Origin of the sequence: Flavobacterium sp. FlaQc-48, from assembly GCF_044007335.1 — a bacterium.
Lineage (GTDB): Bacteria > Bacteroidota > Bacteroidia > Flavobacteriales > Flavobacteriaceae > Flavobacterium.
Window position 1 is genome coordinate 313,439 of sequence record NZ_JBIPCR010000001.1, and the last position, 26,355, is coordinate 339,793.

A 26,355-nucleotide genomic window follows, 5' to 3' on the forward strand; every position below is an offset into this window, starting at 1 on the left:
AATTTCTTTCTGCTGAACCAAATATAATATAAACCGGTTACAACTAATCGATTAATCAGCTCTATGAAAAATAAAATTATATTACTGCTGTTTTTAATAGGTACATTTTTGTTTGCCGCCAATTTTGGTGACTATAAAATTCCTTCTTTTTTTACTGCTGATTCTTCAGGTAAAGAACCGGCTGTTTCAAATTCAGATTTGAATGTTGTTTTAAAAGAAGAAAACAAAAGCACCAAATTATTTTCTGCAGATATCCAACAGGGAATTATCGGAGTAAATAATCCTGATGATGTTGATGATGCTTATGATAATGTTTTTCATCTTAAAATTGATGAATTGCCCCAAGGTAATGAAAACGCTTATCTGGAATATGAGCTATTTGGTTATGATCAGACAGCTTCGGTTTCACGAAGTTTAAACAATCAGCCAAGTATCGGAGGGCAGTTTTTATCGCAAAATAAAGCCTGGACCAAACAGTCAGAGTTATTGTCTGAAAAGTCGCTGCGAACCGGAGATAACGTTTTATTATTTACAGCACCGGAGGGTATTTTAAACGGATATAAAATTAAAAATGTACGAATCGTATATAAAAATACGGCTGTAATAAATAATTTTACACTTCTAAAAGCAGAGAATAAATTATACATAAAAGGTACAAATTTTCCATCACAGATAAAAAAGCTTACGATTGAAGGAATTTCTGTCGATGTAAATCAGCCGGAATTTGAATTGGTTTTGGATGCAGTAAGCACCAATAAATTTATTTCTGTTATTAAAGAAACAGCAACAGGATTAATTGTAAGCGAAAAAATAGGACTAGATCAGTTTTCAAAAGTTGAAAGTTACAGACCAATTGAAAATGCAAAAGAACGCATCTTCAAAAACATAAATTTTGAGACAGCGAATAATCTGGAATATAAAGACTTTTCTGCAGTTTTCCCTGTTGGTGCGTTAAAAAATGACGAAACAGTTTCTGTAAGTGGTTTAAGAAAAATAGACATTGCGCCTTTGAATGCTTCAATGGTAAATGTTACCAATGGCAACGCCGGATTTCGATTGCTGCCTCACGGAACTATTTTTGAAAAAGCGGTAACCTTATCACTTCCGTACAACAAAAAAGCAATTCCGGACGGTTATACAGAAAAAGATATCAACGTGTTTTATTTTGATGAAAACAAACGCCTTTGGCAGGAAATCGCCAAAGATTCATTAGATATAAAACACGGATTAATTAAAGCAAAAACAACACATTTTACTGATTTTATTGCTGGAATTGTAAAAATGCCGGAATCTCCGGAAACTTCCGGTTATACACCAACAAGTATTAAAGATTTAAAAGCAGCCAGTCCGCTGGTTGGAGTTCAGTCTATAGAACCGCCAGCCCCAAACGGAAGAGGAACGGCAAGCACTGCTTTTCCCATTATAATTCCAAGAGGAAGAGGAGGAATGCAGCCTTCTTTAAAACTGCAATATGACAGTGATGGCGGACACAGCTGGGCAGGAATGGGCTGGGATGTTTCGGTTCCTGCTGTAAATATTGAAACGCGCTGGGGAGCACCGAGATATGATGCTTCAAATGAAACGGAAAGTTATACTATTGGCGGAGAATCTGTCATACCCAATTCGCACAGGGCAGAATGGATTGGCAGAACTACGGATAAACAATTTTATCCAAGACGTGAAGGCGCTTTTCAGCAAATTATTCGTAAAGGGTCTTCGCCTAAAAATTATTATTGGGTAGTGAAAGATAAAAGCGGAAACGCAAGTTATTATGGCGGTACCACTTCCGGACTTTCGACTGCTGCTGTTCTGCAGGATGCAAACGGAAACGTTGGGTATTGGGCGCTGTGTCTTCAGGTCGATTTAAATGGAAATACTGTAGAATATGAATACGATAAACGTGATGGCGGGATATATCTTAAAAAGGTATATTATACAGGTTATGGTTCTCAAAAAGGAAATTACAGCATTACGTTTGTTAAAAATGGAGATTTAGGTGAAGCAAATCGTCAGGATGTGCAGATTTCGGCAAGATTAGGTTTCAGGCAGTTAAACAATCAGTTACTTCGAAAAATAGAAGTGCGTTACAAAAATGATATGATTCGCAGTTATGAACTGCAGTATAAAGAAGGTGCTTTTAAAAAGACTTTGTTAGAATCAATTTCAGAATATGATTCAGAGTCAAAATTGTTTTATACCAATAAGTTAGAATACTTTGATGATGTTCGTGATGCTTCAGGAAAATACAATCCATTTGGACCGGAACAGAGCTGGAGTGTGCCAAATGATAATTTAAAAAATAACTCAATTCCATCTTATAGTAATGCCTTATTTTCAGGAAAACATTCACTGGTAAGCAGTACAGAAGGCTCTACAACAGGTGTAAGTTATCGACTTGGGATAGGTTTGGCCACAAATACAGGAAGTCTTAAAGGATTTACTGTTGGAGGTCACGGAGGAAATAACTGGGGAAGCTCCGATACTACGGTTACATTAGAAGATTTGGACGGTGACGGACTGCCGGATAAAGTATTCAAAAATAAAAATGGCGTTTATTACCGAAAAAATTTAGCCGGAACAGGTCAACTCGCTTTTGGAGATCTGCAGGAACTTAATATTAGTGATGTTGGGTTTTCAAAATCCAGTTCTTTTAATTGGGGTGTTGATTTAAATTTAAAATTTGGGAATATTGGTTACGACCAGCAGCGTTCAAGCAACAAGACCAAAGCCTATTTCATGGATTTTAACGGAGATGGTCTGGTTGATTTTGTTCGTAACGGACAAGTATATTACAACCGATTGGAGAATGGAATTCCAACTTTTAAAAATAGCAGTGCCGGAACTCCGTCCCCGGTTTTTGGAGGCGGAAATGTTACCATTCCGGGATATACATCTATTTCGTCAGAAGAATTAGAAAAGCAAAATCCGCTTCATGATGTCGTTCGTATGTGGGAAGCTCCTGCAAAGGGAATTATTTCGGTTTCACACCAATATCAATTAGTTCCTGAATCAACGCCGGAAAGAATTAAAAGGCGTGCTGAATATGTTAATAATGCCGGTGAAGATAAAGCCGATGGTGTTCATTTGTATTTCCAGAAAGGAAATCAGTTAATTTGGAATGAAGGAATTACAGGGACAGATTATAACACAAAAACCAAACAAAATGCAGCCATATCTGTCGAAAAAGGAGAGCGATTGTATTTTAGGGTGAGCTCTGTTAAAGATGGAAATTTTGATACCGTTATCTGGGATCCAACTATTACTTATTCGCAGGTAAAACACTTTGACAGGGATGTTAACGGGAATATAACCGAAAGCGATATTACTGTTCCTTCTTCATTAAAAGATGTTAATTCTTATTCCTTATCTTCTTATCAGGCCAGTGCCGATTTTTTCAGCAGTTCACCAGGAGGAGGAGTAGTTCCTGTAGCTGGAAATGTTGTATTGAAAGGAATTTTAAATAAACCTTTGACCTCAGATCATATTAAACTGGTGATCAAAAAAACATACCTCGATCAGTCGAATGTTCCTGTTATTGTTTTTCAAAAAACCTTTTTGGCAAATGAAGTCAGTTCATTCGATCTTTCGTCGATTGTTATGCCGGCATTTGAGGCCGAAACGATGGTATCTCTGGCTTTGGAGACAGATACCAATATAAACTGGCAGACAATTCCTTTTACCCCAAGTGTAACTGTACCCGCTTATCCGGGAGAACTTGCTAAAGAGGTTCCTCTGGAAGTTTCCCATTTGTTGTATAACAAGCGAGAAGGAAATTATACTATGGGCGGCATAACGTCTACGTCATCAGGAAAAGTAAAATTAAGCATCCTGCCTCAGGATTTTACATTAGCAGCACCTTTTCAATATCCGGGAAATATTAATGATTACAATGGTGATGTGATTATTTCGGCCAAGCAAAATAATACATTACTGGCACGCATCCGTTATCAAATTGCAGGAGGAGTTTTAATTCCTGTAAATAACGCCTTTGATAATTCTGTTACTTATCCGGATGCAGTCTTAGGGGTGCCAATTGAGTTAGAAATGACAGTTTCTAATGCGCAGTCTATCACAATAATTAAGGATTATCCAAAAGCAAATGCCTTAAGTATTCAGGTTCAGGTTACAGATTTAAAAGATATAGCAAATCCTGCTGATGATGTTATTTGGAATAAGTCTTCAGATGATTTTAGTATTTACAGTCTTTTAAATGCTGATGAAAGAAGTTTTGGATTGTATTATCGTCAATGGTGCGGATTTGCGATCAATGGAAATTTAGCGTCAAATACAATTGATCAAACGCTTCTAAAAAAGTCTGATGCATATAATACAGAACCGGATTTAGGAAACACAGATCCTGAGAACTATGAAGGAATTGGATATGAAGTTGCAGATAGTTATTTTGTATCGTTAAATCCGTCGTATGCCAAGGCAAAATGGGAAGGTTTAGAGGAAGGCATTTACATAAAAGGCCCAACAATTGGCACGTCAAGATTGGGAGAAGATGATATTTCGGAGTATGCAGATTTCACGCTTCCTAATTTGCCCGGAGGAGGTACTTCTGCACTGGACATGATCAGCGAAAGCAAAAGTAAAAGTATTTCTGCCGGAGTTTCTGCAGGACAGGCAAATATTGGTTACAGTAAATCAATCGACGGTGACTCTTATATAACGCAGACGATGAGTGATTTTAATGGCGATAAATTTCCGGATTATATTCGAGGAGGAAATGTGCAGCTGACAGCACCTGTTGGGAAAGTTTCCGATGAAATAATTAATATAGGAGATAATTTCAGTCACTCTAAAACGAGTACCGAAGGTCCTAATTTTGGAGGAAGTTATAGTCATGGGGCTGCTGCAAACTCATCAAGTGTTACAGTCGCTAAATCTAGTGTAAAAAGAGATTCCGCAAAAGAAACGGCTGCAAAAGAAGCTGAAAAGGGAGGTAACAGTATTTCTGTAAGTGCTTCACAGGGTAAAGGCGAAGATCATTCTACTATGATTCACAGTGATATTAATGGCGACGGACTGCCGGACAAAATATCAGATTCCGGAGATGTATACTTAAATACAGGGTATGGATTTTTACCAGCCGAAAAATGGAATCATAATAGTTTAAATGGGGGTAGTTCAACAGATTGGAGTGCCGGATTAGGTTTCAGCATTAAACAGGGATCTATTTCCGGAGGGGCTAATTATGCCAGATCTCAATCTGATAGTGACGAATCACTTATGGATATTAACGGTGACGGGCTTTCTGATAAAATAAAATATGAAGGCGGTTCTATGCAGGTTTCCCTAAACTTAGGTAATTCTTTTGCTGCACCTGTTGTATATCCGAGATATCAGGAAATGAACCAGAATAAAGGGGTAAGCTACGGTATGAATGCGAATTTCTCAATTGATATTGTTATTTGGCTGCTTCGTATTACACCAACTCTTGGAGCAAGCCAGGGATGGAGTACAAACCGTTCTGAAGGAACTTTTATGGATATTGACGGTGATGGAAATTTAGATTATGTTGTTTCAAAAGAAGACGGACATTTAACAGCACAATTGTCAAATATAAAAAGAACAAACAAATTAAAAAGCGTAACAAACGGTGCAGGAAATAGTTATGTTGTAGATTACGAATTAATAAAACCAACCTATGACAATCCATCTGCAAAATGGGTTTTACAATCCGTGAATGTTTTTGACGGACATGTTGGGGACGGAATTGATAATTCAATAGCTAGATTTAGATATGAAAACGCTTATCATGATCGTCGTGAAAGAGAATTTTATGGTTTTGAAAAGGTTATTGAAGAGGAAATTGATGCAGCTGATAATTCCCTTTTTTCAACAACTGTTCAGGAATTTCACAACCACGATTATTTCAGGAAAAATCTTTTAAAGCATAGTTATACCTTAGACAAAAACGGCAAAATCCGTAAAGAGTCTGAAAACGAATATAGTTTAGTTGACGTGGCAACGCAGGCAAGCGTTTCGGTTTCAGAATTAAATTTGCCATCGTGTGATGCTAAGCGCATTTTTGTTGGATTAATTCATACTAATGAAAAAGTTTACGAAGGAGGAAGTGACTATCTCGAAACTAATATTTTTAATACTTACGATGCTAATGGAAATATCACACAGTATGAAGATTTAGGAAACGGTTCTGCCAATGATAAAGTGACAGCCAAAATATCGTATTATGAAAGTACAAGTCCTTATTATGGCGGAATTGCAAAACAATTAGAAGTTTTTACCAGTGAAGGACTTCGTCGTAAAAGAGCTACGACAATAGATCCGGCAACATCAGATGTAACACAAATAAGAAATTATAGTGCTGCAGATAAAATTGCTGTTACTGACATTGCGTATGATGCTTACGGAAACCTTGAAAAAATTACCGGGCCTGTAAATCACAAAGGACAGCGAATGACTTTAGAGTATGTATACGATTCAGACAATCATCAATACATGACCGAAATAAAAGATGCGTTTGGGTATCAAAATAAAGTTGAATTCGATTATCATTTTGGAATACCACTTAAAACAACAGACCGCAATGATCAAAGCACAATTTATACCTTAGATGCTAAAGGACGTACGCTGACTATAAAAGCACCTTATGAAATTGCTTCGGGGAAACCGTATACTATTGCCTATGAATATTTTCCGGAAGCAAAAGTTCCATATGCCAAAACCAGAAATTATGATCCTGAACTGGACAAAGACATTGAAACCTATACGTATACAGACGGATTGGGAAGGCCTTTGCAGGTCAAAAAAACGGCAAGTTTATTTACACAGCCGGGAAGTCCGGATCAGGAAGCACATGTAGTTTCAGGAAAAATAGTTTATGATGGATTAGAAAGACCAATAGCAACTTATTATCCAACAACGACAACAACTATAGACAATAATTTTAGTACAGCACTGTCGAATGTAGCACCAACCAAAACGGATTATGATGAGGTAGGACGACCTGTAAAGATAACCTTGCCGGACGGAAGCACAAATACTACTGTTTATGCTATAGCAAATTATGAAGGCCTGCCGGTATTAAGCACCACGCAAACTGATGCTTTAAATAAAACAAGCCAGACTTATACAGATGCTACCGGGCAAAACTTAGCCGTTATACAGAATGATTTAATTACAAAAATTGAAACGAATGCGCTGGGAGAAACGATAAAAGTGACTGATGCATTGGATCATGTTACCAAAATTAGTTACGACTGGATTGGAAAACGCACAGCTTTTACACATCCTGATTCCGGTACAACGACTATGCAGTATGATCTGGCAGGTAATTTAACGAGCCGTATTACGCAGGATTTAAAAAACACAGTTCCAAATGGCGGTGCTATAGAATATGTATATAATTATAACCGTCTGGAAAATATAAAATATCCTAAAAATCCGCAGAATAATATCCAGTTTAATTATGGTAAAGCCGATGGAACTCCCGCCCGCCGAGGCAGATTATGGTTTGTACAGGACGCAACGGGTGGACAGGAATTTTTCTTTGGAAAACTGGGAGAGATAGAGAAAGAAATACGTACACTTCGTATTACACCTACAGATGTGCAGACATATATTTCACAATTTGAATATGATACATGGAATCGTATTCAAAAAATGACTTATCCAGATGGAGAAGTAGTAGAATATACCTATAACCGTGCAGGAAACCTGCAAAAAATGCAGGGTAAAAAAGAAAGTCATACCTATGATTATATCAAACAATTAAGTTATGATGAATTTGAACAGCGTAAATATTTAAAGTACGGAAACGATACAGAAACCAATTATACTTACGATGCCGTAATGAGAAGATTGCAAGAGCTGCAGGTAAAAAGCGGTGCAAGGCAGATTTTAAACAACTCCTACGGTTATGATTTGGTTGGAAATGTACTAAGCATTAAAAATACCGCCCCAATAATCAACAATACCTTGGGAGGAACATCTTCTCAGGAATACCAATACGATGATTTTTATAGATTGAAATCCGCCAAAGGAACGTATCAGGGTGAATTTACAAAAGCAAATTATGAGCTTAATATGACGTATAACAAAATACACAGTATTACGAAGAAAGATTTGCTGCATACTATAAACAATGAACAAAAGGGATATGTTTTGGATTACAGTTACGATAACGAATTACATCCGCATACGCCGAATAAAATTGTAGAAACAGCAAAACAAGATCCTCGTGAATATGTATATGATGGAAACGGAAACCCAACAAGTTATACAGAAACCCAAAGTTTTAGAAAAATGACATGGGACGAAGAAAATCGTTTGATGGGAATTAATGATAATGGAAGAATTTACCAATATTCGTATGATAGTAACGGAGAACGTGTAATTAAAAGTTCAGGCGATTCGCAGCACGTGACAATCAATGGCGAAACTGCCGCCACAATTATACATACAGATGATTACACGGGTTATATAAGTCCTTATTTTGTTATAAGAAAAGGGAAATTTACCAAGCATTATTTTGAGGGAAGCGGGCGAATTGTCAGCAAACTCGGTAATGGAACTTTTGCACAACCGTTAGGATTAACAGCGGGAGGAGTAAATTACACTAATCTTACCGCTGAGCAGCAAAAAGCGGTAGATGCCTATGTACGAAGCCTGGGATTACCACCGGGACCTCCTACGCAGCAAGGAATTTATGGTACACCGGAATTTACAGGAAATCCATATCCTAGTGAGGTGCTTAAACCTGTTGAGGAAAATCAGGAACCTCCGGAAGGATGGCCAAGAAATCCGATTTTTAATGCACCGGGAGATGTACCTGGGCCACCTGTACAATTTGGGCCGCCAATAGAACCAACAACAGTAAAAGCCGGAGAAGGTTTTACAGGAACCGGAATGCCGGAGAACGATATTTTTTATTTTCATGCTGATCATTTGGGAAGTACTTCTTATATTACAGCCAAAAATGGTTCTATATCGCAGCATGTAGAGTATATTGCTTTTGGAGAGATTTTGTTTGAGGAGCATTCAAGTTCGTTTTCTTCTCCTTATTTGTTCAATGGTAAGGAGTTAGACAGAGAAACAAACTTAAGTTATTATGGAGCGAGATATCTCGATATGAAAGCTAGTTTGTGGCTCAGTGTTGATCCGCTAATGTTTAAGGAAGACTTTTTTGAAGAGCCAGAATCGACTAACGGAGGTGCATTTAATTCATTTAACTTAGCGTCGTATTCGTTTTCATACAATAATCCTGTAAAATATATAGATCCAGATGGAGAATGCCCTAATTGCGCAACAGCTGCTGCAGGAGCTTTAATAGGAGGAATTATAGGCGGGGCGATAGAAGCGGGAACCCAATTATATAAAAACGGAAAAGTAGACAACTGGAAAGCTGTTGGTGGTGCTGCCGTTCAGGGTGCTGTTGTAGGAGGTGCCGCAGGATTTACCGGAGGTGCCAGTTTACTGGTTACGGCTGGTGTTTCTGGAGGAGCAAATGCCGTTGGAGGTGCTGCAAGCAGAGCTATTCAGGGACAAAAAACAACCGTGAGGGATGTAGTAGTTGATGGTACTGTAGGTGCTGTTCTGGGAGCCGGAGGCAAACTAGTAGGCAACGCCGTAAGAAATTCAACAAATAATCTATCCCGAAGCGCCAAAGGAAAATTAGGAGAAGCGATTACCGAAATAAAATATACGGGAAAAGGTTACCTTCGTTACGGAAAATCAAAAGTTATGACGGGTGGTAAGACTCCGACAGGAAGACAAGCTAAGGCTATATTTGACCATGATATGGAAAATATATTTACTGGAAGACGAATAACAGTCGAAAGTAAATTTAATACATCTGGATTAACAAGAAATCAGAGAACTGTAATTAATAAAGGCGCTAATGTTATAATAGACAGAACTACAAGCCAGGGTCTTGGGAATGCTGCAAAAACGGCTACCGTGGGCGCAGGTGGCGGTGTCGCTGCTCAAAGAAATAAAAAGGATTAATATGAACGATAATTTTAAAATATCAGAAAAAAAACTTCTAGATGCAAGAAATACTATTTTTAAAGATTATGGGATTCCTGAGCTGGAAAAAAACGGTTATGTAAAATCGCCATTCAAAACTTCCTGGTTTGGCCAATACGATTCTAATATTCGCGGATACTCCTATGAATTATGTAAGCTGACAGATCAAAATCATCTCCATATCATTACCGCTGATATGGTTAAGGGAGATAAATGGATAAAAATATATTTAAATATTTTTGAACTCAACGAAAAGTTACATTCACTTGATGACTTGAAAGATTGTGATGGAATAAACTTTCATCTTCCGCCAAACGACTCAACTAGTATGCAATTAAGAAGGGATGATTACAAAGGCCCTCCTTTATTTCATATATTATTTTTACCGTGGCATAAATTAGGAAATATCAAATCGCAAAGTAGTTTTGAAAAGGAAGTCAGGAAATTAAGTGATTTGATAAAAAAAGATATGTCCAATATTGACTCTTTTGAAAAAAGATGGCATGAATTACATAAACCATATATAACAGACAGAGAAGGTAATGTAATCAACATGTAGTGATGTAAAAGTTTTAATTATCAGTAATTAAATAAAATAAGGGTAGAAATTATCACTAGTCAATCAATTCGTTTTCCTTTATTATTAAATATGAAAGATAATTTTAGAATATCAGAAAAAAAACTTCTAGACGAACGGAATACAATTTTTAAAGATTATGGGATTCCTGAGCTAGAAAAGAACAGTTACGCAAAATCGCCATTTAAAACTTCTTGGTTTGGACAATATGATTCTAATATTGGGGGATACTCCTATGAATTATGCAAACTGACAGATCAAAATCAGCTGCATTTTATTAATGCTAGTATGCTTAAGGGTGAAAAAAGGATAAAAATCAGTTTGAATATTTTTGAACTCAACGAAAAATTAAATTCACTTGATGACTTGAAAGATTGTGATGGAATAAATTTTAAGCTGCCGCCAAACGACTTAACTATTATGGAATTAAGATATGATGATTATAAAGGTCCTCCTTTGTTTTATATGTTATTTCTACCAGAATATAAACTGGGAAAAATCAATAGTCAAAGTAGTTTCGAAAAAGAGGTGAATAAGTTAAGAGATTTGGTAAAAAAAGATATGGCAAACATTGATTCTTTTGTAAAAAGATGGCATGAACTGCACCAACCATATCGAACAGATAAGGAAGGGAATGTAGTATAAAGGGATGTTATATATATGTTATCTGCATAATTGAGATATGTTTTAAATTAAGTAAATTGCAACCCATTAAATTACTTTTATAATGTCCAATTTTGAAGCATTTTTCGATTACATTCAAGAAATATCAGGCAAACTGTTATCAGAAGATGATAAGCATTTATTAAGAACTCATTTCAAATCCAGAAAACTTCGAAGACGGCAATATTTTTTACAGGAAGGAGACATATGCAAATATATAGGGTTTATTGTGAAAGGATCCGCCAGAACCTTTACATTAGATGAAAGAGGACGTGAACATATACTGAAATTGTCTATGGAAAATTGGTGGCTGACAGATTTTGAAAGCTTTTACCTGTTAACGCCAAGCCGATTCAATATTGAAGCGCTGGAGGAACTGGAAATCCTTCAATCAACCAACGCGGAAATTGAGGACTTTCTTAAGCATATCCCTGCCTTTTCAGCGATGTCGAATGTGATCAGTCAAAACAACACCATTGCAGCCCAGAAAAGAATGCAGGCTATTAACTATTCAGCTGAAGAGCGCTATGAGGAATTGGTTAAGACTTATCCTTATTTTCTACAGCGGTTTCCGCAAAATATGATTGCTTCTTATCTGGGATTATCATCTGAAACCTTGAGCAGGATAAAGAAAAACGCTTCAAAATAAATCCTTTAGCTATTTCATACTTCGGTATCATTATGGCTGTTAATTGAATAACCCGGAAACCTCCTTTCCCGGAATATAAACAATTCTATTAATCAATGTCTGGATTGCGGGGTAATTATAGATTACTTCCGCCAGATATTCCAATTCGGTTACGTCAACTTTGCATCTTTCTCTGAACGAAAGACTACTGAACGATGAAATTATGCCCTTGTGATCATCTGGAGGTCTGCATTTTCGTTTTTTATGTTTTTTGTAAATATCTATTTTATAAGTAGTTAATGTGTGTGTTTGATTTGAATCATCAATTTGAATTGACATTTATCATGTGTAATTAGTGATGCATGTCAACGGCTAGTTCGTTAGGATGCTGCAACTTTGAATGTGCTTTAGAAGGATAAAAAACTGAAGGGCTTTCATATAATTAATAATAGAAATCATGAGAAAATTAGAAAACAAGGTAGCGGTAGTTACTGGTGCTTCCAAAGGAATAGGTGCAGCTATCGCTAAACACTTTGCTGCAGAAGGCGCAAAGGTAGTTGTAAATTATGCTTCCAGTAAAGAAGGAGCAGACAAAGTAGTTAAAACGATAATCGATAATGGTGGTATAGCCATTGCGGTACAGGCAGATGTATCGAAAGAAGCTGATGTGACCAGATTATTTAAAGAAACCGAGAAGTCTTTCGGCACGCTCGATATTTTAGTAAATAACGCGGTATTTCAGGGATATGCACCGATTGAACTAATTTCGGCAGAAGACTTCCACCAAAGTTTTAACGTTAATGTGCTGGGGCCAGTCCTTACTATTCAGGCAGCTCTGAAACTTTTTGGCGATAAGGGTGGGAACATCATCAATATCAGTTCAGGTGCAAGTAAGTATCCGCTTCAAAATGCCTCTTTGTATTCTTCAACTAAAGCTGCACTTGACGCTTTCACAATTGCTTTATCTAAGGAGTTGGGTGTTAAAAAAGTTCGTATAAATTCTATTTTGCCGGGCGCTACGCAAACGGAGGGTGCAGCAAGTGCGGGTGTTACTGTCGGCAGTGAGTATGAAAAGATGTTTATCGAAAAAACACCGCTTGGCCGTAGAGGACAACCCGAAGATATTGCGAAAGCTGCAGTATTTCTGGCTTCTGATGACGCTGCCTGGATCACTTGAGAGCAAATTTCCGTTTCGGGCGGTATGTATGGTTTTTAAAGTCGTACCGAAAATGAAAGTCAATACAATATTATTTCCAGCAGGAAGATAATTTAAAATAAGAAAGCTGAACGCATTAATGTGTTCAGCTTTTTGTTTTGTTTGACTTTAAGAGATTTAAGTACTAGGTTTTATAGGGGGCTTTTGGAAAAATTGGCCAACGAGACCATATGTTTTCGGTATAATTTGACCAATAGTTTCGGAATACATTAAACAGAATTATTCCACTTAAATTGATCATCATTATTTGGAATTAGTTCTGGTCTGAATTTTGTTTGTGAGGGTTTAAAACTTTTTCCTAATCTTCCATATAGCAAAAATGCCGATTTATAAGTTTAATATTTTATCTGTCTTTTTTATTAATAGAACTAAAATGTTTTATCCAAATCATTATTTCATAGTTTCACTTTTGTGTTATGGGCCAAATCTATTTTTATAATATTCTAATTCATCTTCAGTTTTATTTAAAAGCTTTTCTAAAAGTTTTATTTTGTCCTCATAAAGTCCTTTTAGAACTTTACAGTTATTATAAAACTTTACGGTATTATTATCTTTAACTCTATTTAAACTTTTGATACATTTTTTACTGTCAAAATTTATTATATCTTCTATGCTAACTTCGAAAATCTCGCTAATTTCTACCAATTTAGCGTATGATATAATAGTTTTTCCTTTTTCAATTTTACTATAACCAGCTTGCGTAATGCCAAGTTGATCAGCCATATATTGCTGGGTATAATTTCTTAATTCCCTAATATTTTTAATTTTATTTTTTATTGACGTGGCCATGTAATGTGTATATTGGTGCCAATATGTATTTGAGAAAAACTTTGAAAAGAAAACAAAATAGAGAGTAATAGTAACTTTTTTTTCATATTTCTTCTGATTTAATTATTAGTACAGGGTATTTTTTTAATTTAAAGTCTATTTTTTTTGAAAATAGTATAGCAGCCAAATATGAGACCTGCTGTAAATAATAAAAAAAGCATTGAGTCAATAGAAGCTTCAACTGGTTTATGGTCTAAATAAACAAGAGGGCGATTTGTTGATAGAGCTATTATTGGAGTAAAAAAAAATAAATAGAGAGCTGGTTTTTTCATAATTGGGAATAGCAGTTAGTTAAGCGAAAGGCATTTGTTGGATTGTGCAAAGCATATTTTTTTTAATATCTTATATGCAAATTAACAGGGATGCCTTTTAAACTAAAAGGGAGAAGTAATAACTGACAGCTATATGGTATAACCGTTTACTGCAAGAAACCGATAAGGATGAAAATTATAGACAGAGCCAAACTTAATACTAGTTAAGGAAGGTTAATTATAAGGAATTTTAAAAAAGAGTACATAATGCGACCCATAGTCTCATCGTATGAAAGCAAGCTAGCGTAACAGGAGTCTCAAAATCCTGATACTAAATTTCTGAATGAAGTTTGTAAGAGTTCACAGGGTGAGAGATGTTTATCACAGTTAAAAATAGCAATCGTAGTAATTATTAAAATCGTTACGACATTGCCAGCTAAGTGGTGAAGTGTAAAATCTGTTAATTATTAGAATTAATATTTATAGTAACTATTCCTAAATAATTCGGTCAAGAAATTCTTTGGTAATCGGTTTAACGTGAAAAGAAACCACATTTTTGTTACTGCTTGATCGTGCAATATCTTCATTATCGATTGTTGAGGATATAATATACGTTTTGCAATAATTTTTTAAGGTAGTTGATAATGTATGATATACTTCCAGAAATTCAAATCCGGACATTAAAGGCATGTAGATGTCCACAAAAATTATTTGAGGTAATTTGGAAATATTGTACTGATTCTCCTGCAGATATTTCACGGCTTCTTGCGCCTCTGTATAATGCAGCACATTTTTTCCAAAATTATTCTGAGTGACCATACGTGATATAATATATAAATCTACCAGATTATCATCAATAATCATAACTGTTTCAAATTTTGGATGTAGTTCTTTTAACATGGTTTCAAATTTTTTAGAGTGATATTAAATTTGGTTCCGGACCCTTTCTCTGACTGTACTTCTATAGAGCCCTGCAATATTTCTATGGCATCTTTTACGATATATAAGCCAATACCTGAGCCATCTTTGCCCGAAAGGCGAAAAAACATTTCAAATATTTTTTGATGATACACCGGATCAATTCCTATCCCATTATCTACTATTGAAAAATGGAAATTTTCATGATCTGAATATCCAAATATTTTTACAAATTTGTCATCTTCTTCTTTTTTATGGTATTTTATGGCATTGGAAATTAGATTTTTTATAATGGTTGTAAATCTAAGCCTGTCTGTATAAAAAACTTTTTGTTCCTTTATTTCAATTTCAAAACGAATTCCTTTTGCCTCTTTCATTCTTTGAAGTGAATCTACTATGTCAAGCATCATTTCATTTAGTGAGATCTGTTCGACTTTAAGCCCTGTACGGTTATTTCGCGAATAGCTTAAAATATTTTTTATAAAGTCATCCAGACGATTAATACTGATCCGTATCAGTTCGGCATGTTTAAGAGTATCAATTTCCCTGCTTTCTGTTTCAATAAAAGAGATTAGACCAAGAATAGAAGTTAGGGGGGAACGCAGATCGTGTGATACACTGTATACAAATCGATCCAGTTCCGAATTGGTTTTGATGAGTTCTCTGTTTCTTTTTTCCAGATTTGTTTCTGCTTTTTTACGACCAGAGATGTCATTAGAAAGAATTAATCTTGCTGCAGTTCCTTCATACACAATGTTATGGGCAATAATTTCAACTGGAACAATAGTTCCATCTTTCTTTATATGATTCCATATTCCCCTATTATAATTGGATTTATCAATTTTTGATTTATCGCTCGATTTTATGAAATGAATTTTATCATCATCTGGCCGTATGTCCAAAGCAGTCATAGAAAGGAATTCTTCACGGCTATATCCGTATTGCAGAATTGCCATTTTATTTACATCCAGAAATTTAAAAGAAACTAAGTCAATAATCCACATTGGCATTGGATTGTTGTCAAAGAGATACCTGTACTTTTTTTCACTTTTTCTTAGCTCTTTCTGCGCCAGCTTGATTTCTGTAATATCAGAAAGTACAATAACGGCTCCTGTTATCTCGTCTTCAGTATTGTGAAAGGGAACGGGGTAGGGCAATACATTGCGTTTGTCTCCATTGGGACGTTCTATAATTATTTCCTTATTAAGGGTTGGATCGCCTTCTTTTAGTGCTGTAGTCAGCGAACATAAATTGAGGGTCGCAAGGTGCTTTTTTTTATTATTACTATTCCATGAATTATACCATAAATCTTTTCCTATTTCAGGCTCTCTTCCCCATAACGCAGCTGCAGCTTTATTATAGAGAACTATTCGTCCTTCAGCATCGCAAGAGTAGGTGGCAACCGGCAATTTATGGATTAGATCTTTATACATTTTTTCGCTTTCTTCAATTTTTTTTCGCGATAGAACCTGCTCTGTTACATCATTGCCAAAAATAAGTATTCCGTCAATAGTATCATTAGCATCCCTGCGTGCCTGAAAAATGAAATTTAAATAAACGTCTTTTAGGTTTCCGGTGCTATAGCGATCAAATTTTATAAGCATTTCATTAGCTGAAAAACTTTCACCTGTTTGATATACATTATCTAAAATTTCAAAAATTCCCTGCGTTTCAAGTTCCGGTAAAACTTCTTTTACAGTCTTTCCAATAATATCCTTTTTATCTATTAATTGCAAATAAAGTTCATTTGCCAATTCATAAATATGGTCCGGACCTTTTAATATTCCCATATATGAAGGTGCTTTCGAATATATATTAAAGAATTGCAGTCTTTCAATTTCAAATGTTTTTTCTATATTTTTTTTCTCAGTAACATCTCTGCCTATGCAATAGCATAATTTTTTAACATCATCCCATACAGCAGACCATTGCAAATAAATAATACTTGCATTTTTGTGTATGAAATTATTTTCAAATATAGAGGTGTGTGTCCCGCTTCTAAAATTAAAATTTTCATTTATTGGAATATCATTATTCTCATGAAATATAAAATCACTGTATTTTTTACCAGTTAACTCTTCTGGTTTATAGCCTAAAATACGTTCTGAAGCTTTATTTACCCATACAAATCTTCCCCCTTCATCACAAGAGCAAATCAGATCCATTGAAAACTCTAAAATTCTGGCAGGGTCATGTAACGGTTCATCCAAACAATATGGGGTATTATCATTTTTTTCTTCTGCCGCGTTGCTTTCTGAAATATTATAGGTATTCATCTTACTGGTAATTGAAGTTAACTTTTTATTTTAATCTTTAAGTTTTATAAACTTGTTAAAATCATCTTGCCGTCTTTTGGCAACGGGTAAAATTACTCCATTAGAAAGTTCGCAGAAGTAGCCGTCTTTTTTTGAAATTTTAATAATATGACGAAGATTGATAATGTAGGAATGATGTATTCTGAAAAAATAATTGTTATCAAGAATGGTACTGTATTCACCCAGATTTCTGCTTGACATTATCCTGGTTCCGTTAGATAGAATAAAAACGGTATATTTTCCATCTGCCTTACAAAAAGTAATTTCTGACATTGGCATGAGTTCTATTTTTTCTAAAGAGGCAACGGCAACATAATCATTTTTTTGATTAACAGTGTTTAAAATATTTATAGTGTTAATTTTTTGATGCTGATAAGAGCGCTCCATTTCCCTTCTTTTAATTACTTTATAGATAGCCATTATTATGGTATTAAAATCGATGGGTTTCAGTAAAAAATCAACAGCATCGTGTTTAAAAGCTTTAACAGCATAATCCTTATTTGCTGATATAAATACAAGTTTTGGAATACTAAATTCTAATTGTTCAAGCATTTCAAAAAATAGATTGTCTTTAATAATAATATCTAAAAGGATAAGGTCTGGTTTTTTTGATTTTATTAGAATCATTCCGTCTTGTATACAATCAGCGTTACCAATTATCTCCATAATCATAGCGTTTTCTTCCTCAAATTTTTTTAAGATTTGAAAAGTCTCTTTTTCTTCAGATAAGATTATGGCATTAACAGGAGTCATAGTTTTTTTGCTTTTATTTATCAATTCAAAAATTTAGTTCTAAAACTCAGATATTAATATGTTGATTATTAATTGTTTACTGATTTTTGGAATACTATATTTTAAAATATAAATTACAGAAACATTTAGGATACTTTTACAATTTGGCTATGGGATCTATCGAAAAGTAATAAATGGACAAATAAAAGTATAAGTGTTAAAATTGACGTTATTTGTGTACTGTTGCTGTTTTTAAACTATAAGACAGTTTAATAAAACCACCAAAATATCATGGTACTATATTGTTATTCTTAATGTGTTAAAGCAATTTGGGATCATTTTTGATTTTATAGATCCCTAATAATAATCCGTCAATAGCAAGAAGCCATAGCTCTTCTAAAGAAATTGAAAATGATCTTCGAGATGTTTCTGTATTACCAATTTCTACAGGTACTGATATGACAAAAAAATGCACCCTTAATTTTTTGGCATTATTTAATCTTCGTTCTAGTTTAGTTTATTGTGTTTTTTTTATGAAATAGAAAGTTTTTAAAAGAAAGCTAATCGTTTTTTTTGAGAGTTCTGTTTTTTTGCAAAAATAAGATACACTTGGGAATATAGTTATAGGACAGAATACTTCATTTATAGGACTATTGTCTCTTTAACGAAAATTTGTATGTACTGCCGAGAATAATAACTAAAATAAAAACATGCCCGACGTAATATCCTCTGAAATTAATACGTGATTTTGGAATTATTTTAAGCTAACTTAAATATGTTCTCTTTTTCTGAGGTTAAATTTATTTACATCCATTAAAAGTCGTCATGTGTTTCAATAATGAAAGCTACAAAATTTCGGTATTCTGTATTTCTCGGGTACAGTACTTTTTTTTAAACATTTTTGGGGTAAATGTTGTAATGGTCTATAAGCATATACGTAAAAATGTATCATCACTTCAGATATTTGTATAATTAGCTACGACTGTTGTTGTCCTAACTTTGCCTCATTATTAAAAACATAAAAAAAAGCATAATGAGTAAAACAATTTTAATTACAGGCGCATCATCAGGATTTGGATTGATGTTAGCAAATGATCTTTACAAAAAAGGATATAATGTAATTGGCACTAGTAGAGAGCCGGAAAAATACATTGGAAAATTGGCCTTTAAATTATTGAAATTAGATATAGATGATGACAACTCTATTCATTCATTTGCCACAGAAGTTTCAAATGAAATCCAACAATTAGATGTCCTAGTAAACAATGCAGGCTTTATGGTTACCGGAATTGCAGAAGAAACCCCTATGGAGGTTGCGAGAAAACAGTTTGAAACTAATTTTTGGGGAACAGTTAAGGTGACCAATGCTTTGTTGCCAAAATTAAGAAAACAAAGATCTGGACAGATAATTACTGTAAGTTCTATTGTTGGTTTGATCGGACCACCAAATTTGTCCTACTATTCCGCATCAAAACATGCCGTTGAAGGGTATTTTAAAGCGTTGCGATTGGAGTTAAACCAATTCAATATAAAGGTAAGTGTAGTTGAGCCCATTTGGTTCAAAACGAATTTAGGTAATCATGCTGTCGCTTCTAAGGGCAATGCCATTAGCGACTATAATAATTATAGAAAAAAAGTTGATGCTCTAACTCAAAAAGGTTTAGATGAAGCCCAAACACCAGAACCAGTAGTTAGCATGATTACTAAAATAATAGGAACTAAAGAACCAAAATTTAGTAATCCAGTTGGGAAACAGTCGGGAATGATTGTTTTCCTTCAAAACTTCGCTCCAAAGATGCTTGAAGGTTCGATGCTAAAAAGCCTTAAATAATTTAGAAAACAGTAAAATGTATATTTCAAATAAAACAGTGGCAGTTCGCACTTCGTCATACCTTATCAAAGAACCTGCTATCAAAGTATTTGAATTGATGCCATCACTGGTAAATACTGAATTTTCCAGCGAAGCAGGAGGAGAGAAAGGAATATCCCCAGTTGAAGTGGCTAAAGTATTACTGGCCGCAATGGAACAGAATGTTTTTGAAATATATGCGGGTGACACTGCTGAGTTTAGAAAATTCTATTTGTCTTCTCCAACAGGGGCATTTGTAATGATGAACCAGGAAAAATAATAAAATAGTTCAAAACAATTAAAAATGAAAAACGATAAAATAATTACCCACGTTGAACTTGATGTGGATTCCGTATTCATTGATGTAGTACTTTCTAACGCAATTCAAACTAAAGATTTCATTTTACTTGAAGAAGGCACTGAAATTTTTAAATTAACAAGAAAAAAAGAAGAGCCCAATACTCTGGTTATTTTTGCTATTTATACTTCAAAAGAATTGTATGAGTGGCATCTTGAACAAATTTACGTAAAAAGTTTTTTCGCCTTTCTCGATGGTAAATTGACAGCTGCACCGAAAGTAACATATCTGGAGGAAGCCTGAGAATAATAAGTAACTTATCAAAAATCTACAGTTTAATATCGTAGATTTTTGATACATTTAGAGTATCAAAAATGGAACATTACAAAACAATAACAGCGCTTTATACCACAAACGGATTTCCTCCTCCGGAAAACCCATTGCTGGGCTTGGTAACCTTTGATGATATCAGAGGTTGTACATTTGTCGAGACAGAATTTACCTTGGGTTTTTATAAAATAGCTTTAAAAAAAGTAAAATCCGGGACCGTTAATTATGGAAAAACAAAATACGACCACGATAATGGTTCTATGTTTTTTTTAAAGCCGAACCAGATTATTCAAATGAACGATATAGAGCTTACCGAAAAAGGCTTTATGATTTATATTCACGAAGATTTTTTATTTAATCATTCCCTGCATTCCACCATCCAAAAGTATGGTTTCTTTGACTACGAAGCCAACGAAGCTCTGCATTTATCACCCAATGAAGAAGAAACACTTTGGGATTTGTTTCATAAAATAAAGGGTGAATATTATAACAATCAAGATGAGTACACCAGAGATATTATTCTTACTCATATAGATTCAATTTTAAAATATTCCCAGCGTTATTATAAACGACAATTTCTAAATAGAAGGTCTATTTCTGGTACTACAGTTTCAAAATTCACAGAAATTTTGAAACACTATTTTGAAAGTGGAAAACTTCAAAAAGAAGGATTGCCAACCGTAAAATATTTAGCATCTGAATTGGCGCTTTCTCCAAGATATCTTAGCGATTTACTCAAACAGGAAACAGGAAAAACGGCTTTGGAACATATTCACATTTTTTTAGTTACGGAAGCAAAAAACTTATTATTAAGTACCAATAAAACTATAGCGGAGACGGCTTATCAATTAGGTTTTGAAAATCGACCCTATTTTTCCAGGCTGTTTAAAAAAGAAGTTGGCGTGACACCTAAAGAATTTAGAGACAATTCTTTAAACTGATTTACAGTCACAGCATTTTTAAATGAGATCTCATTATTTGCTTTTGAGCAATAATTGAAAACAATCCAGGAGAATCTAAACTTAATTTCTAAGATGCTTTAATTCAGGTTACCAGTAATTACCGTTTTTGTGGTTTTGATATTGTTCCGGATTACAACTGTTTTGATATCATGAACGCAATAGATCCGGAATCAATGAAAATGTTGTTTAAAAAAATTTCTGAATGGTTATATAATAGAGACTGGGTTTGGTTGTCCTGTCGGGATTAATGTAAAAATGTTCTCTAAATTTGAGTTTGTCCCATATAGTTTATCCCAATGAATCTTCAGGTCAATGGACATGAGGTTAAGGCTGCAGATGTTCACAATGCATTTTTAGCAGCATTGGAATTCTTTTACACAAAAATCAGAACAACAGAAGATTATTTACTGTCCTGAAATAAAGGGTAGATAAGGAATCACTTTTATAAAATGAGCTGTAATTTATTACTGCTCATTTTTTTGGTTTGAAGTTATTTGTAAATGAAGTTGTAAATTTGCTTTAATTATAATATTCGATCACATCTTAAAGAAAGTAAAAGAAACGGATTTGAATATGTTAACGAATAAAAGAAAATGAAAACAGTTAAATTTCATAAAACAGAATGTGGTGTTGAAGTGCTTTTCAATGTATTACATGGTAATATGTTGATTAAGAGGTGTTTGGAGACGGAAAGATGATACGATTTTTTAAAACCCAGACAGGAATAACCAGCAGAAAATTCCTGTCAGATTACCAAAATGGTATATTTCTTAGCATTTTAATAAGGCTGTTGAGAGCATAATATCTACAAAAAAAGAATTGATGTCCTTTAAATGAAAGTTTACGGCATAGCAATTTCAATACATTAAATCTGCCTTTTGGCAGTCAAATTTTTAATATGATCAAAAAATACAAATCTAATAAGATATACTACCAAAGTACAGTAGCACTTGCAGGACCTGTTGTAATCTCTCAGCTTGGACATACCCTGGTGCAGACTTTCGATACAGTTATCATTGGGCATTATGCAGGAACTATATCATTGGCAGCTGTCTCGCTGGTACATTCTGTTTTTATGGTAGTTTTAGTCATTGGATTAGGGATTGCCTATGGATTAACACCTTTGATTGCACAAGAAAATGGAAAATCAAATTTTAAGGAATGCGCCGGGCTTCTTTCAAACAGTTTATGGCTTAATGTCGCTGCTGCAATTTTTCTTTTTTTAGTAGTGTACTATGGTTCTATGTTTGCCATGCAGCATGCAGATCAGGATCCTCATGTGGTAGAAACAGCAAAACCTTATTTACTTATTTTAAGTTTATCTATTCTGCCTTTAATGATATTTCAAACTTTTAAACAGTTTGCAGAAGGGCTGGGTTTCACAAAACAAGCAATGTCGATAACAATATGGGGAAATGTGCTCAACGTAATTATAGCAGTGATTCTGGTAAAGGGAATGTTTGGGATTGAGCCAATGGGGGTTCAGGGAGTAGGAATAGCAACATTGATAGATAGGGTTTTAATGATGCTGGTCATGATGTGGTATGTACTTCGATCAGAGAATTTTAGCGTTTATATAAAACATTTCTCTGTTAAGTTTGTTGATTTTTCAAAAATGGTAAAAGTGGTACAAATAGGATTACCTGTGGCGATGCAGTATGTATTTGAAATTGGCGCATTTGCAGTTGCCGCTTTAATGGCCGGTCACATTGGTGCAATTGAACAGGCTGCTCATCAGACAGCAATAACCCTTGCGGCAATGACCTACATGATGGCAGGAGGAATTGCATCAGCTGCAACGATTAAAGTTGGAAATAGTTTCGGAAATCAGAATTACAAAAGACTTCAGAAGTTTGCTTATGCTTCTTATCATTTAGTTATTATTTTTATGATGTTCTTTGCTGTAATTTTCACACTCTTTAATCAATATTTACCTTATTTAATAACAAATGACACAAGTGTTGTAGCGCTGGCTGCACAATTATTGATAATTGCCGCAATATTCCAACTCTTTGATGGTACCCAGGTGGTTGGATTAGGGACATTAAGAGGAATGGGAGATGTAAACATTCCAACCTTTATAACTTTTGTTGCTTATTGGCTTATTGGCCTGCCTGCGGCCTATGTTTTAGGAATTTATTTCAATGCAGGAATAAAGGGAATCTGGTATGGTTTGAGTTTGGGGTTGTTTACATCATCTATCTTACTGTATTTAAGATTTCGATATGTAATAAATAAAGTTTTGGAAAAATAATTTATATAGCCTCCATCTGCTAACAGCTCTGTTTCGGTAATAAAACTTGCATGGTCTGAAGCAAGAAATAATACTGTTTTCGCAATTTCCACTGGGTCTCCTAATCGCTGCATTGTAGTAGCACCTGCCGGAAATTCTTTCGCGTCCTGTCAACTGACGGAGTATGGATTGACATTAAAAAGATAATAAATGATCTTGCTGAATAGGGAATAAAACACCAAAAAGTAATTATTGAAGGTTAACAGAATCAGGACAACCTTTTTTAGTTTAATGAAACTTGTGCAGATAGATATTTAGCAGATATAAGAAGCTTGATGGGTTTAATTTATCAGGAAATTTTACTATTCAAGAAAAAACACAAACCGCCAGAGTGACCTAAAGGACACATTTTGCATACTGACTGTTTTGCCAAATATTTACTACTTATCAACGGATCAATTGTTTCAGGACTAAAAGAGCAAAATATTTGGACTAAAAAGAAAAATATGTTTTTCTTAATGCTTGTATCTTTGTTATTGAAGCATATAATGTTTTCAGGATTAATTCCAAAAGAATTTCCAAAACAGAATTAAAACCGCTTTATAGCTTTAATAGTTGTAGTATGAAAAAAATGATTAAAGTTCCAACTTCTTTGATTGGGTGCGATGCGCCACAAAACTTCCTCATGCTAGATGGCTGTTCTGTAATTGAACAGTGTATACACAGTACAGAAGTTAAAGGAACAATGTACCTCGAACAGCATTTACTCCTAATTGTACTGGAAGGGTCCGTTGTTCTGACCTATGGGAAGCAGGAATATAAGCTGGGCAAGAATGATATGATTTTGCTAAAAAAGGCAACTGCTGTAAAGTATCATAAATTTGGAAATGCTGAAAATGATAATATTTACGATAGTTTTATGTTTAGTATCAAAGATGATCTTCTAAAGTCATTTTTATCAACCTCAGAAATTAAGGTCGCAAAACCTGAAGGAGAAATTAAGACAGGAGTTTACCCAATGAATGAATGTTTGGTTGCATTTGCCCATTCTCTAAAGCCTTATTTCTTTGATCAATCTGTGGTTCATCCCGGACAGCTTCGGCTGAAGATTATGGAATTACTTTATGATGTTGCAGAATGTAATCGAAATATGTTTTTACAAATTTTACAGTTGCATGAACCTGTTAGAACTGATATTCGTAATGTGGTAGAACAGCATTATGCTTCACCAGTCTCTGTTTCTGAACTGGCTTATCTTTCCGGAAGAAGTCTGTCGAGTTTTAAAAGAGATTTTCAAAATATATACAATGTTGCACCTGCAACCTGGATCAGAGAAAAGAGATTGGAAAAGGCAAAAGATATGCTGGAAACTACAGCTTTGTCGGTGTCGGATATTTGTTATTCTTTAGGATTTGAAAATGTCTCTCACTTTTCAAGAATATACAAAGAATTTCACGGTCAGGCACCAAGTATCTCCCGTTAATAGATGATTTAAAACTCGAACTTATGAAAGTATTAGTTATTGGAGGAAATGGAAGAGTTGGGCCTCTTTTAGTTGATAAATTAGCTTCTCCACATCAGGTTTTATCGGGCTCAAGAAATCCAAAGCCAGAAAATAATTTGGATAATATTGAGCAAGTCTATCTTGATTTACTAAGCAATGGTAAGGTTGTTTTAATGCACGACGGCAATACTCCTATTGATGAAGCACTAAATCAGCTTCAATAAAATTTCAGCATTCAATTATTTGAATCACATTCTTCCATCTTATTCTCAAGTTCCCATTAAAAAAGTTTTTATAACAAATCGTAATTAATGGAGAAACTTCCACATTGAATATTTCCAATTCTCAAAAAGGACTAATTAGTCAAAATCTTTGAACTAATTAGAAAAACACACGCACTGTGCTCATTGTACCTTTGTTTTAGAAATAGAGCTTAATTATTCTGTGAAGTACCACAGTAGAATTATGCTCAAAAATTAACAATATTCAACTAAAACAAAACGATTTATGAAAAACATTCCAGAACGAAAAAACGCAGTTTCAAATTCCGCAGGTTTTAATGCTAATGGCTTTAGGCAAGGCATTGGAAAAATTTCGAAAAAGATATTTTTCGTAGCCACTATCTCAGCATTAACAATTGGCGGTTTATTAATTTCCTGTCAAGATAAAAATAATCAAAACAATAAAACAGAACTTATGCAAAACAATCAAGAACAAAAAGAAGGTATCCTTAAAGCTATAGAATTATATGTAGAAGCAGGAAGAAAAGGTGATGGGAATATTGCAAAACCAGCATTTGCATCAACCGCAACAATGTCGTGGTCTGAAAACGGAGTATTAAAAAGTGTTCCTATCCAGGCACTATTTGATGGATTTTCTGCAGCAGAGCCAATGGAAGCGAATTACACATTGACCACTCTGGATGTAGAAGGTGATGTAGCAATAGTGAGAATAGAATCTCAATTTGGACCTAACAAATATGCCGATATGTTTACATTGGTTAAGGGCGGCAGCGATTGGAAAATCATCAGTAAAATTTATCAAGTTAAAAAATAAGA

General features: G+C 34.6%; 17 protein-coding genes and 1 pseudogene. 13 read left to right on the plus strand and 5 right to left on the minus strand.

Annotated features, from left to right (window positions below):
* Positions 1 to 63: 63 nt before the first annotated feature.
* From ACHRWY_RS01335 to ACHRWY_RS01355, 5 genes are all read left to right on the plus strand, one after another.
* Entirely contained in the window at positions 64 to 9,972 is a 9,909-nt protein-coding gene (locus ACHRWY_RS01335) for a SpvB/TcaC N-terminal domain-containing protein (protein ID WP_395351774.1), read from the plus strand.
* Position 9,973: 1 nt separating this feature from the next.
* Positions 9,974 to 10,552 (plus strand): hypothetical protein, encoded by a 579-nt coding sequence (locus tag ACHRWY_RS01340; RefSeq protein WP_395351776.1) that lies wholly within the window; start codon positions 9,974 to 9,976, stop codon positions 10,550 to 10,552.
* Positions 10,553 to 10,642: 90 nt separating this feature from the next.
* Entirely contained in the window at positions 10,643 to 11,215 is a 573-nt protein-coding gene (locus ACHRWY_RS01345) for a hypothetical protein (RefSeq protein WP_395351778.1), read from the plus strand.
* An 82-nt stretch (positions 11,216 to 11,297) separates the two neighbouring features.
* Positions 11,298 to 11,882: a Crp/Fnr family transcriptional regulator gene (locus ACHRWY_RS01350; RefSeq protein ID WP_395351780.1), complete on the plus strand. Its 585-nt coding sequence runs from the start codon at positions 11,298 to 11,300 to the stop codon at positions 11,880 to 11,882.
* 436 nt (positions 11,883 to 12,318) lie between these two features.
* Positions 12,319 to 13,038: an SDR family NAD(P)-dependent oxidoreductase gene (locus ACHRWY_RS01355; protein WP_395351782.1), complete on the plus strand. Its 720-nt coding sequence runs from the start codon at positions 12,319 to 12,321 to the stop codon at positions 13,036 to 13,038.
* A 453-nt stretch (positions 13,039 to 13,491) separates the two neighbouring features.
* On the opposite strand, the gene ACHRWY_RS01360 is transcribed toward ACHRWY_RS01355, so the two are convergent.
* The 4 genes from ACHRWY_RS01360 to ACHRWY_RS01375 form a co-directional block, all read right to left on the minus strand.
* Complete coding sequence (locus ACHRWY_RS01360; RefSeq protein WP_395351784.1) at positions 13,492 to 13,866, minus strand: helix-turn-helix transcriptional regulator; 375 nt, start codon at positions 13,864 to 13,866, stop codon at positions 13,492 to 13,494.
* Positions 13,867 to 14,651: 785 nt separating this feature from the next.
* Entirely contained in the window at positions 14,652 to 15,056 is a 405-nt protein-coding gene (locus ACHRWY_RS01365) for a response regulator (protein ID WP_395351785.1), read from the minus strand.
* Positions 15,050 to 17,350 carry a PAS domain S-box protein gene (locus ACHRWY_RS01370; RefSeq protein WP_395351787.1) on the minus strand — a complete coding sequence of 767 codons (2,301 nt, stop codon included), beginning with the start codon at positions 17,348 to 17,350 and terminating at the stop codon, positions 15,050 to 15,052. The genes ACHRWY_RS01365 and ACHRWY_RS01370 overlap by 7 nt, the downstream gene beginning before the upstream one ends.
* A gap of 30 nt (positions 17,351 to 17,380) precedes the next feature.
* Positions 17,381 to 18,166, minus strand: a complete 786-nt coding sequence (locus ACHRWY_RS01375; RefSeq protein ID WP_395351789.1) for a LytR/AlgR family response regulator transcription factor — start codon at positions 18,164 to 18,166, stop codon at positions 17,381 to 17,383.
* A 988-nt stretch (positions 18,167 to 19,154) separates the two neighbouring features.
* Here ACHRWY_RS01375 and ACHRWY_RS01380 point away from each other — a divergent pair.
* From ACHRWY_RS01380 to ACHRWY_RS01400, 5 genes are all read left to right on the plus strand, one after another.
* A complete protein-coding gene (locus tag ACHRWY_RS01380; RefSeq protein WP_395351791.1) occupies positions 19,155 to 19,952 on the plus strand; it encodes an SDR family NAD(P)-dependent oxidoreductase in 798 nt (265 codons plus the stop codon).
* 16 nt (positions 19,953 to 19,968) lie between these two features.
* Entirely contained in the window at positions 19,969 to 20,250 is a 282-nt protein-coding gene (locus ACHRWY_RS01385; RefSeq protein ID WP_395351793.1) for a hypothetical protein, read from the plus strand.
* Positions 20,251 to 20,274: 24 nt separating this feature from the next.
* Complete coding sequence (locus ACHRWY_RS01390) at positions 20,275 to 20,571, plus strand: putative quinol monooxygenase (RefSeq protein WP_395351795.1); 297 nt, start codon at positions 20,275 to 20,277, stop codon at positions 20,569 to 20,571.
* Between the two features lie 71 nt (positions 20,572 to 20,642).
* A complete protein-coding gene (locus ACHRWY_RS01395; RefSeq protein ID WP_395351797.1) occupies positions 20,643 to 21,539 on the plus strand; it encodes a helix-turn-helix domain-containing protein in 897 nt (298 codons plus the stop codon).
* Positions 21,540 to 22,458: 919 nt separating this feature from the next.
* Positions 22,459 to 23,814, plus strand: a complete 1,356-nt coding sequence (locus tag ACHRWY_RS01400; RefSeq protein ID WP_395351799.1) for an MATE family efflux transporter — start codon at positions 22,459 to 22,461, stop codon at positions 23,812 to 23,814.
* Between the two features lie 17 nt (positions 23,815 to 23,831).
* On the opposite strand, the pseudogene ACHRWY_RS01405 reads toward ACHRWY_RS01400, so the two are convergent.
* Positions 23,832 to 23,927: pseudogene (locus ACHRWY_RS01405) on the minus strand (SDR family oxidoreductase); the annotation flags it as partial.
* 488 nt (positions 23,928 to 24,415) lie between these two features.
* On the opposite strand from ACHRWY_RS01405, the gene ACHRWY_RS01410 reads away from it, so the two are divergent.
* From ACHRWY_RS01410 to ACHRWY_RS01420, 3 genes are all read left to right on the plus strand, one after another.
* The gene (locus tag ACHRWY_RS01410) at positions 24,416 to 25,276 is read left to right on the plus strand and encodes an AraC family transcriptional regulator (protein ID WP_395351801.1); all 861 of its coding nucleotides are present in this window, start codon (positions 24,416 to 24,418) and stop codon (positions 25,274 to 25,276) included.
* A 23-nt stretch (positions 25,277 to 25,299) separates the two neighbouring features.
* Positions 25,300 to 25,521, plus strand: coding sequence for a hypothetical protein (locus ACHRWY_RS01415; RefSeq protein ID WP_395351803.1), 222 nt, complete (start codon positions 25,300 to 25,302; stop codon positions 25,519 to 25,521).
* A 283-nt stretch (positions 25,522 to 25,804) separates the two neighbouring features.
* Positions 25,805 to 26,353, plus strand: a complete 549-nt coding sequence (locus tag ACHRWY_RS01420; protein ID WP_395351805.1) for a nuclear transport factor 2 family protein — start codon at positions 25,805 to 25,807, stop codon at positions 26,351 to 26,353.
* Positions 26,354 to 26,355: the final 2 nt, after the last annotated feature.

Bases quoted from the DNA above. Each gene is read 5' to 3' on its own strand.
- ACHRWY_RS01395 (WP_395351797.1), top strand. From the start codon at position 20,643: ATGGAACATTACAAAACAATAACAGCGCTTTATACCACAAACGGATTT.
- ACHRWY_RS01360 (WP_395351784.1), bottom strand. From the start codon at position 13,866: ATGGCCACGTCAATAAAAAATAAAATTAAAAATATTAGGGAATTAAGA.
- ACHRWY_RS01370 (WP_395351787.1), bottom strand. From the start codon at position 17,350: ATGAATACCTATAATATTTCAGAAAGCAACGCGGCAGAAGAAAAAAAT.
- ACHRWY_RS01385 (WP_395351793.1), top strand. From the start codon at position 19,969: ATGTATATTTCAAATAAAACAGTGGCAGTTCGCACTTCGTCATACCTT.
- ACHRWY_RS01355 (WP_395351782.1), top strand. From the start codon at position 12,319: ATGAGAAAATTAGAAAACAAGGTAGCGGTAGTTACTGGTGCTTCCAAA.
- ACHRWY_RS01345 (WP_395351778.1), top strand. From the start codon at position 10,643: ATGAAAGATAATTTTAGAATATCAGAAAAAAAACTTCTAGACGAACGG.
- ACHRWY_RS01420 (WP_395351805.1), top strand. From the start codon at position 25,805: ATGAAAAACATTCCAGAACGAAAAAACGCAGTTTCAAATTCCGCAGGT.
- ACHRWY_RS01400 (WP_395351799.1), top strand. From the start codon at position 22,459: ATGATCAAAAAATACAAATCTAATAAGATATACTACCAAAGTACAGTA.
- ACHRWY_RS01335 (WP_395351774.1), top strand. From the start codon at position 64: ATGAAAAATAAAATTATATTACTGCTGTTTTTAATAGGTACATTTTTG.
- ACHRWY_RS01410 (WP_395351801.1), top strand. From the start codon at position 24,416: ATGAAAAAAATGATTAAAGTTCCAACTTCTTTGATTGGGTGCGATGCG.
- ACHRWY_RS01390 (WP_395351795.1), top strand. From the start codon at position 20,275: ATGAAAAACGATAAAATAATTACCCACGTTGAACTTGATGTGGATTCC.
- ACHRWY_RS01380 (WP_395351791.1), top strand. From the start codon at position 19,155: ATGAGTAAAACAATTTTAATTACAGGCGCATCATCAGGATTTGGATTG.
- ACHRWY_RS01340 (WP_395351776.1), top strand. From the start codon at position 9,974: ATGAACGATAATTTTAAAATATCAGAAAAAAAACTTCTAGATGCAAGA.
- ACHRWY_RS01415 (WP_395351803.1), top strand. From the start codon at position 25,300: ATGAAAGTATTAGTTATTGGAGGAAATGGAAGAGTTGGGCCTCTTTTA.
- ACHRWY_RS01365 (WP_395351785.1), bottom strand. From the start codon at position 15,056: ATGTTAAAAGAACTACATCCAAAATTTGAAACAGTTATGATTATTGAT.
- ACHRWY_RS01350 (WP_395351780.1), top strand. From the start codon at position 11,298: ATGTCCAATTTTGAAGCATTTTTCGATTACATTCAAGAAATATCAGGC.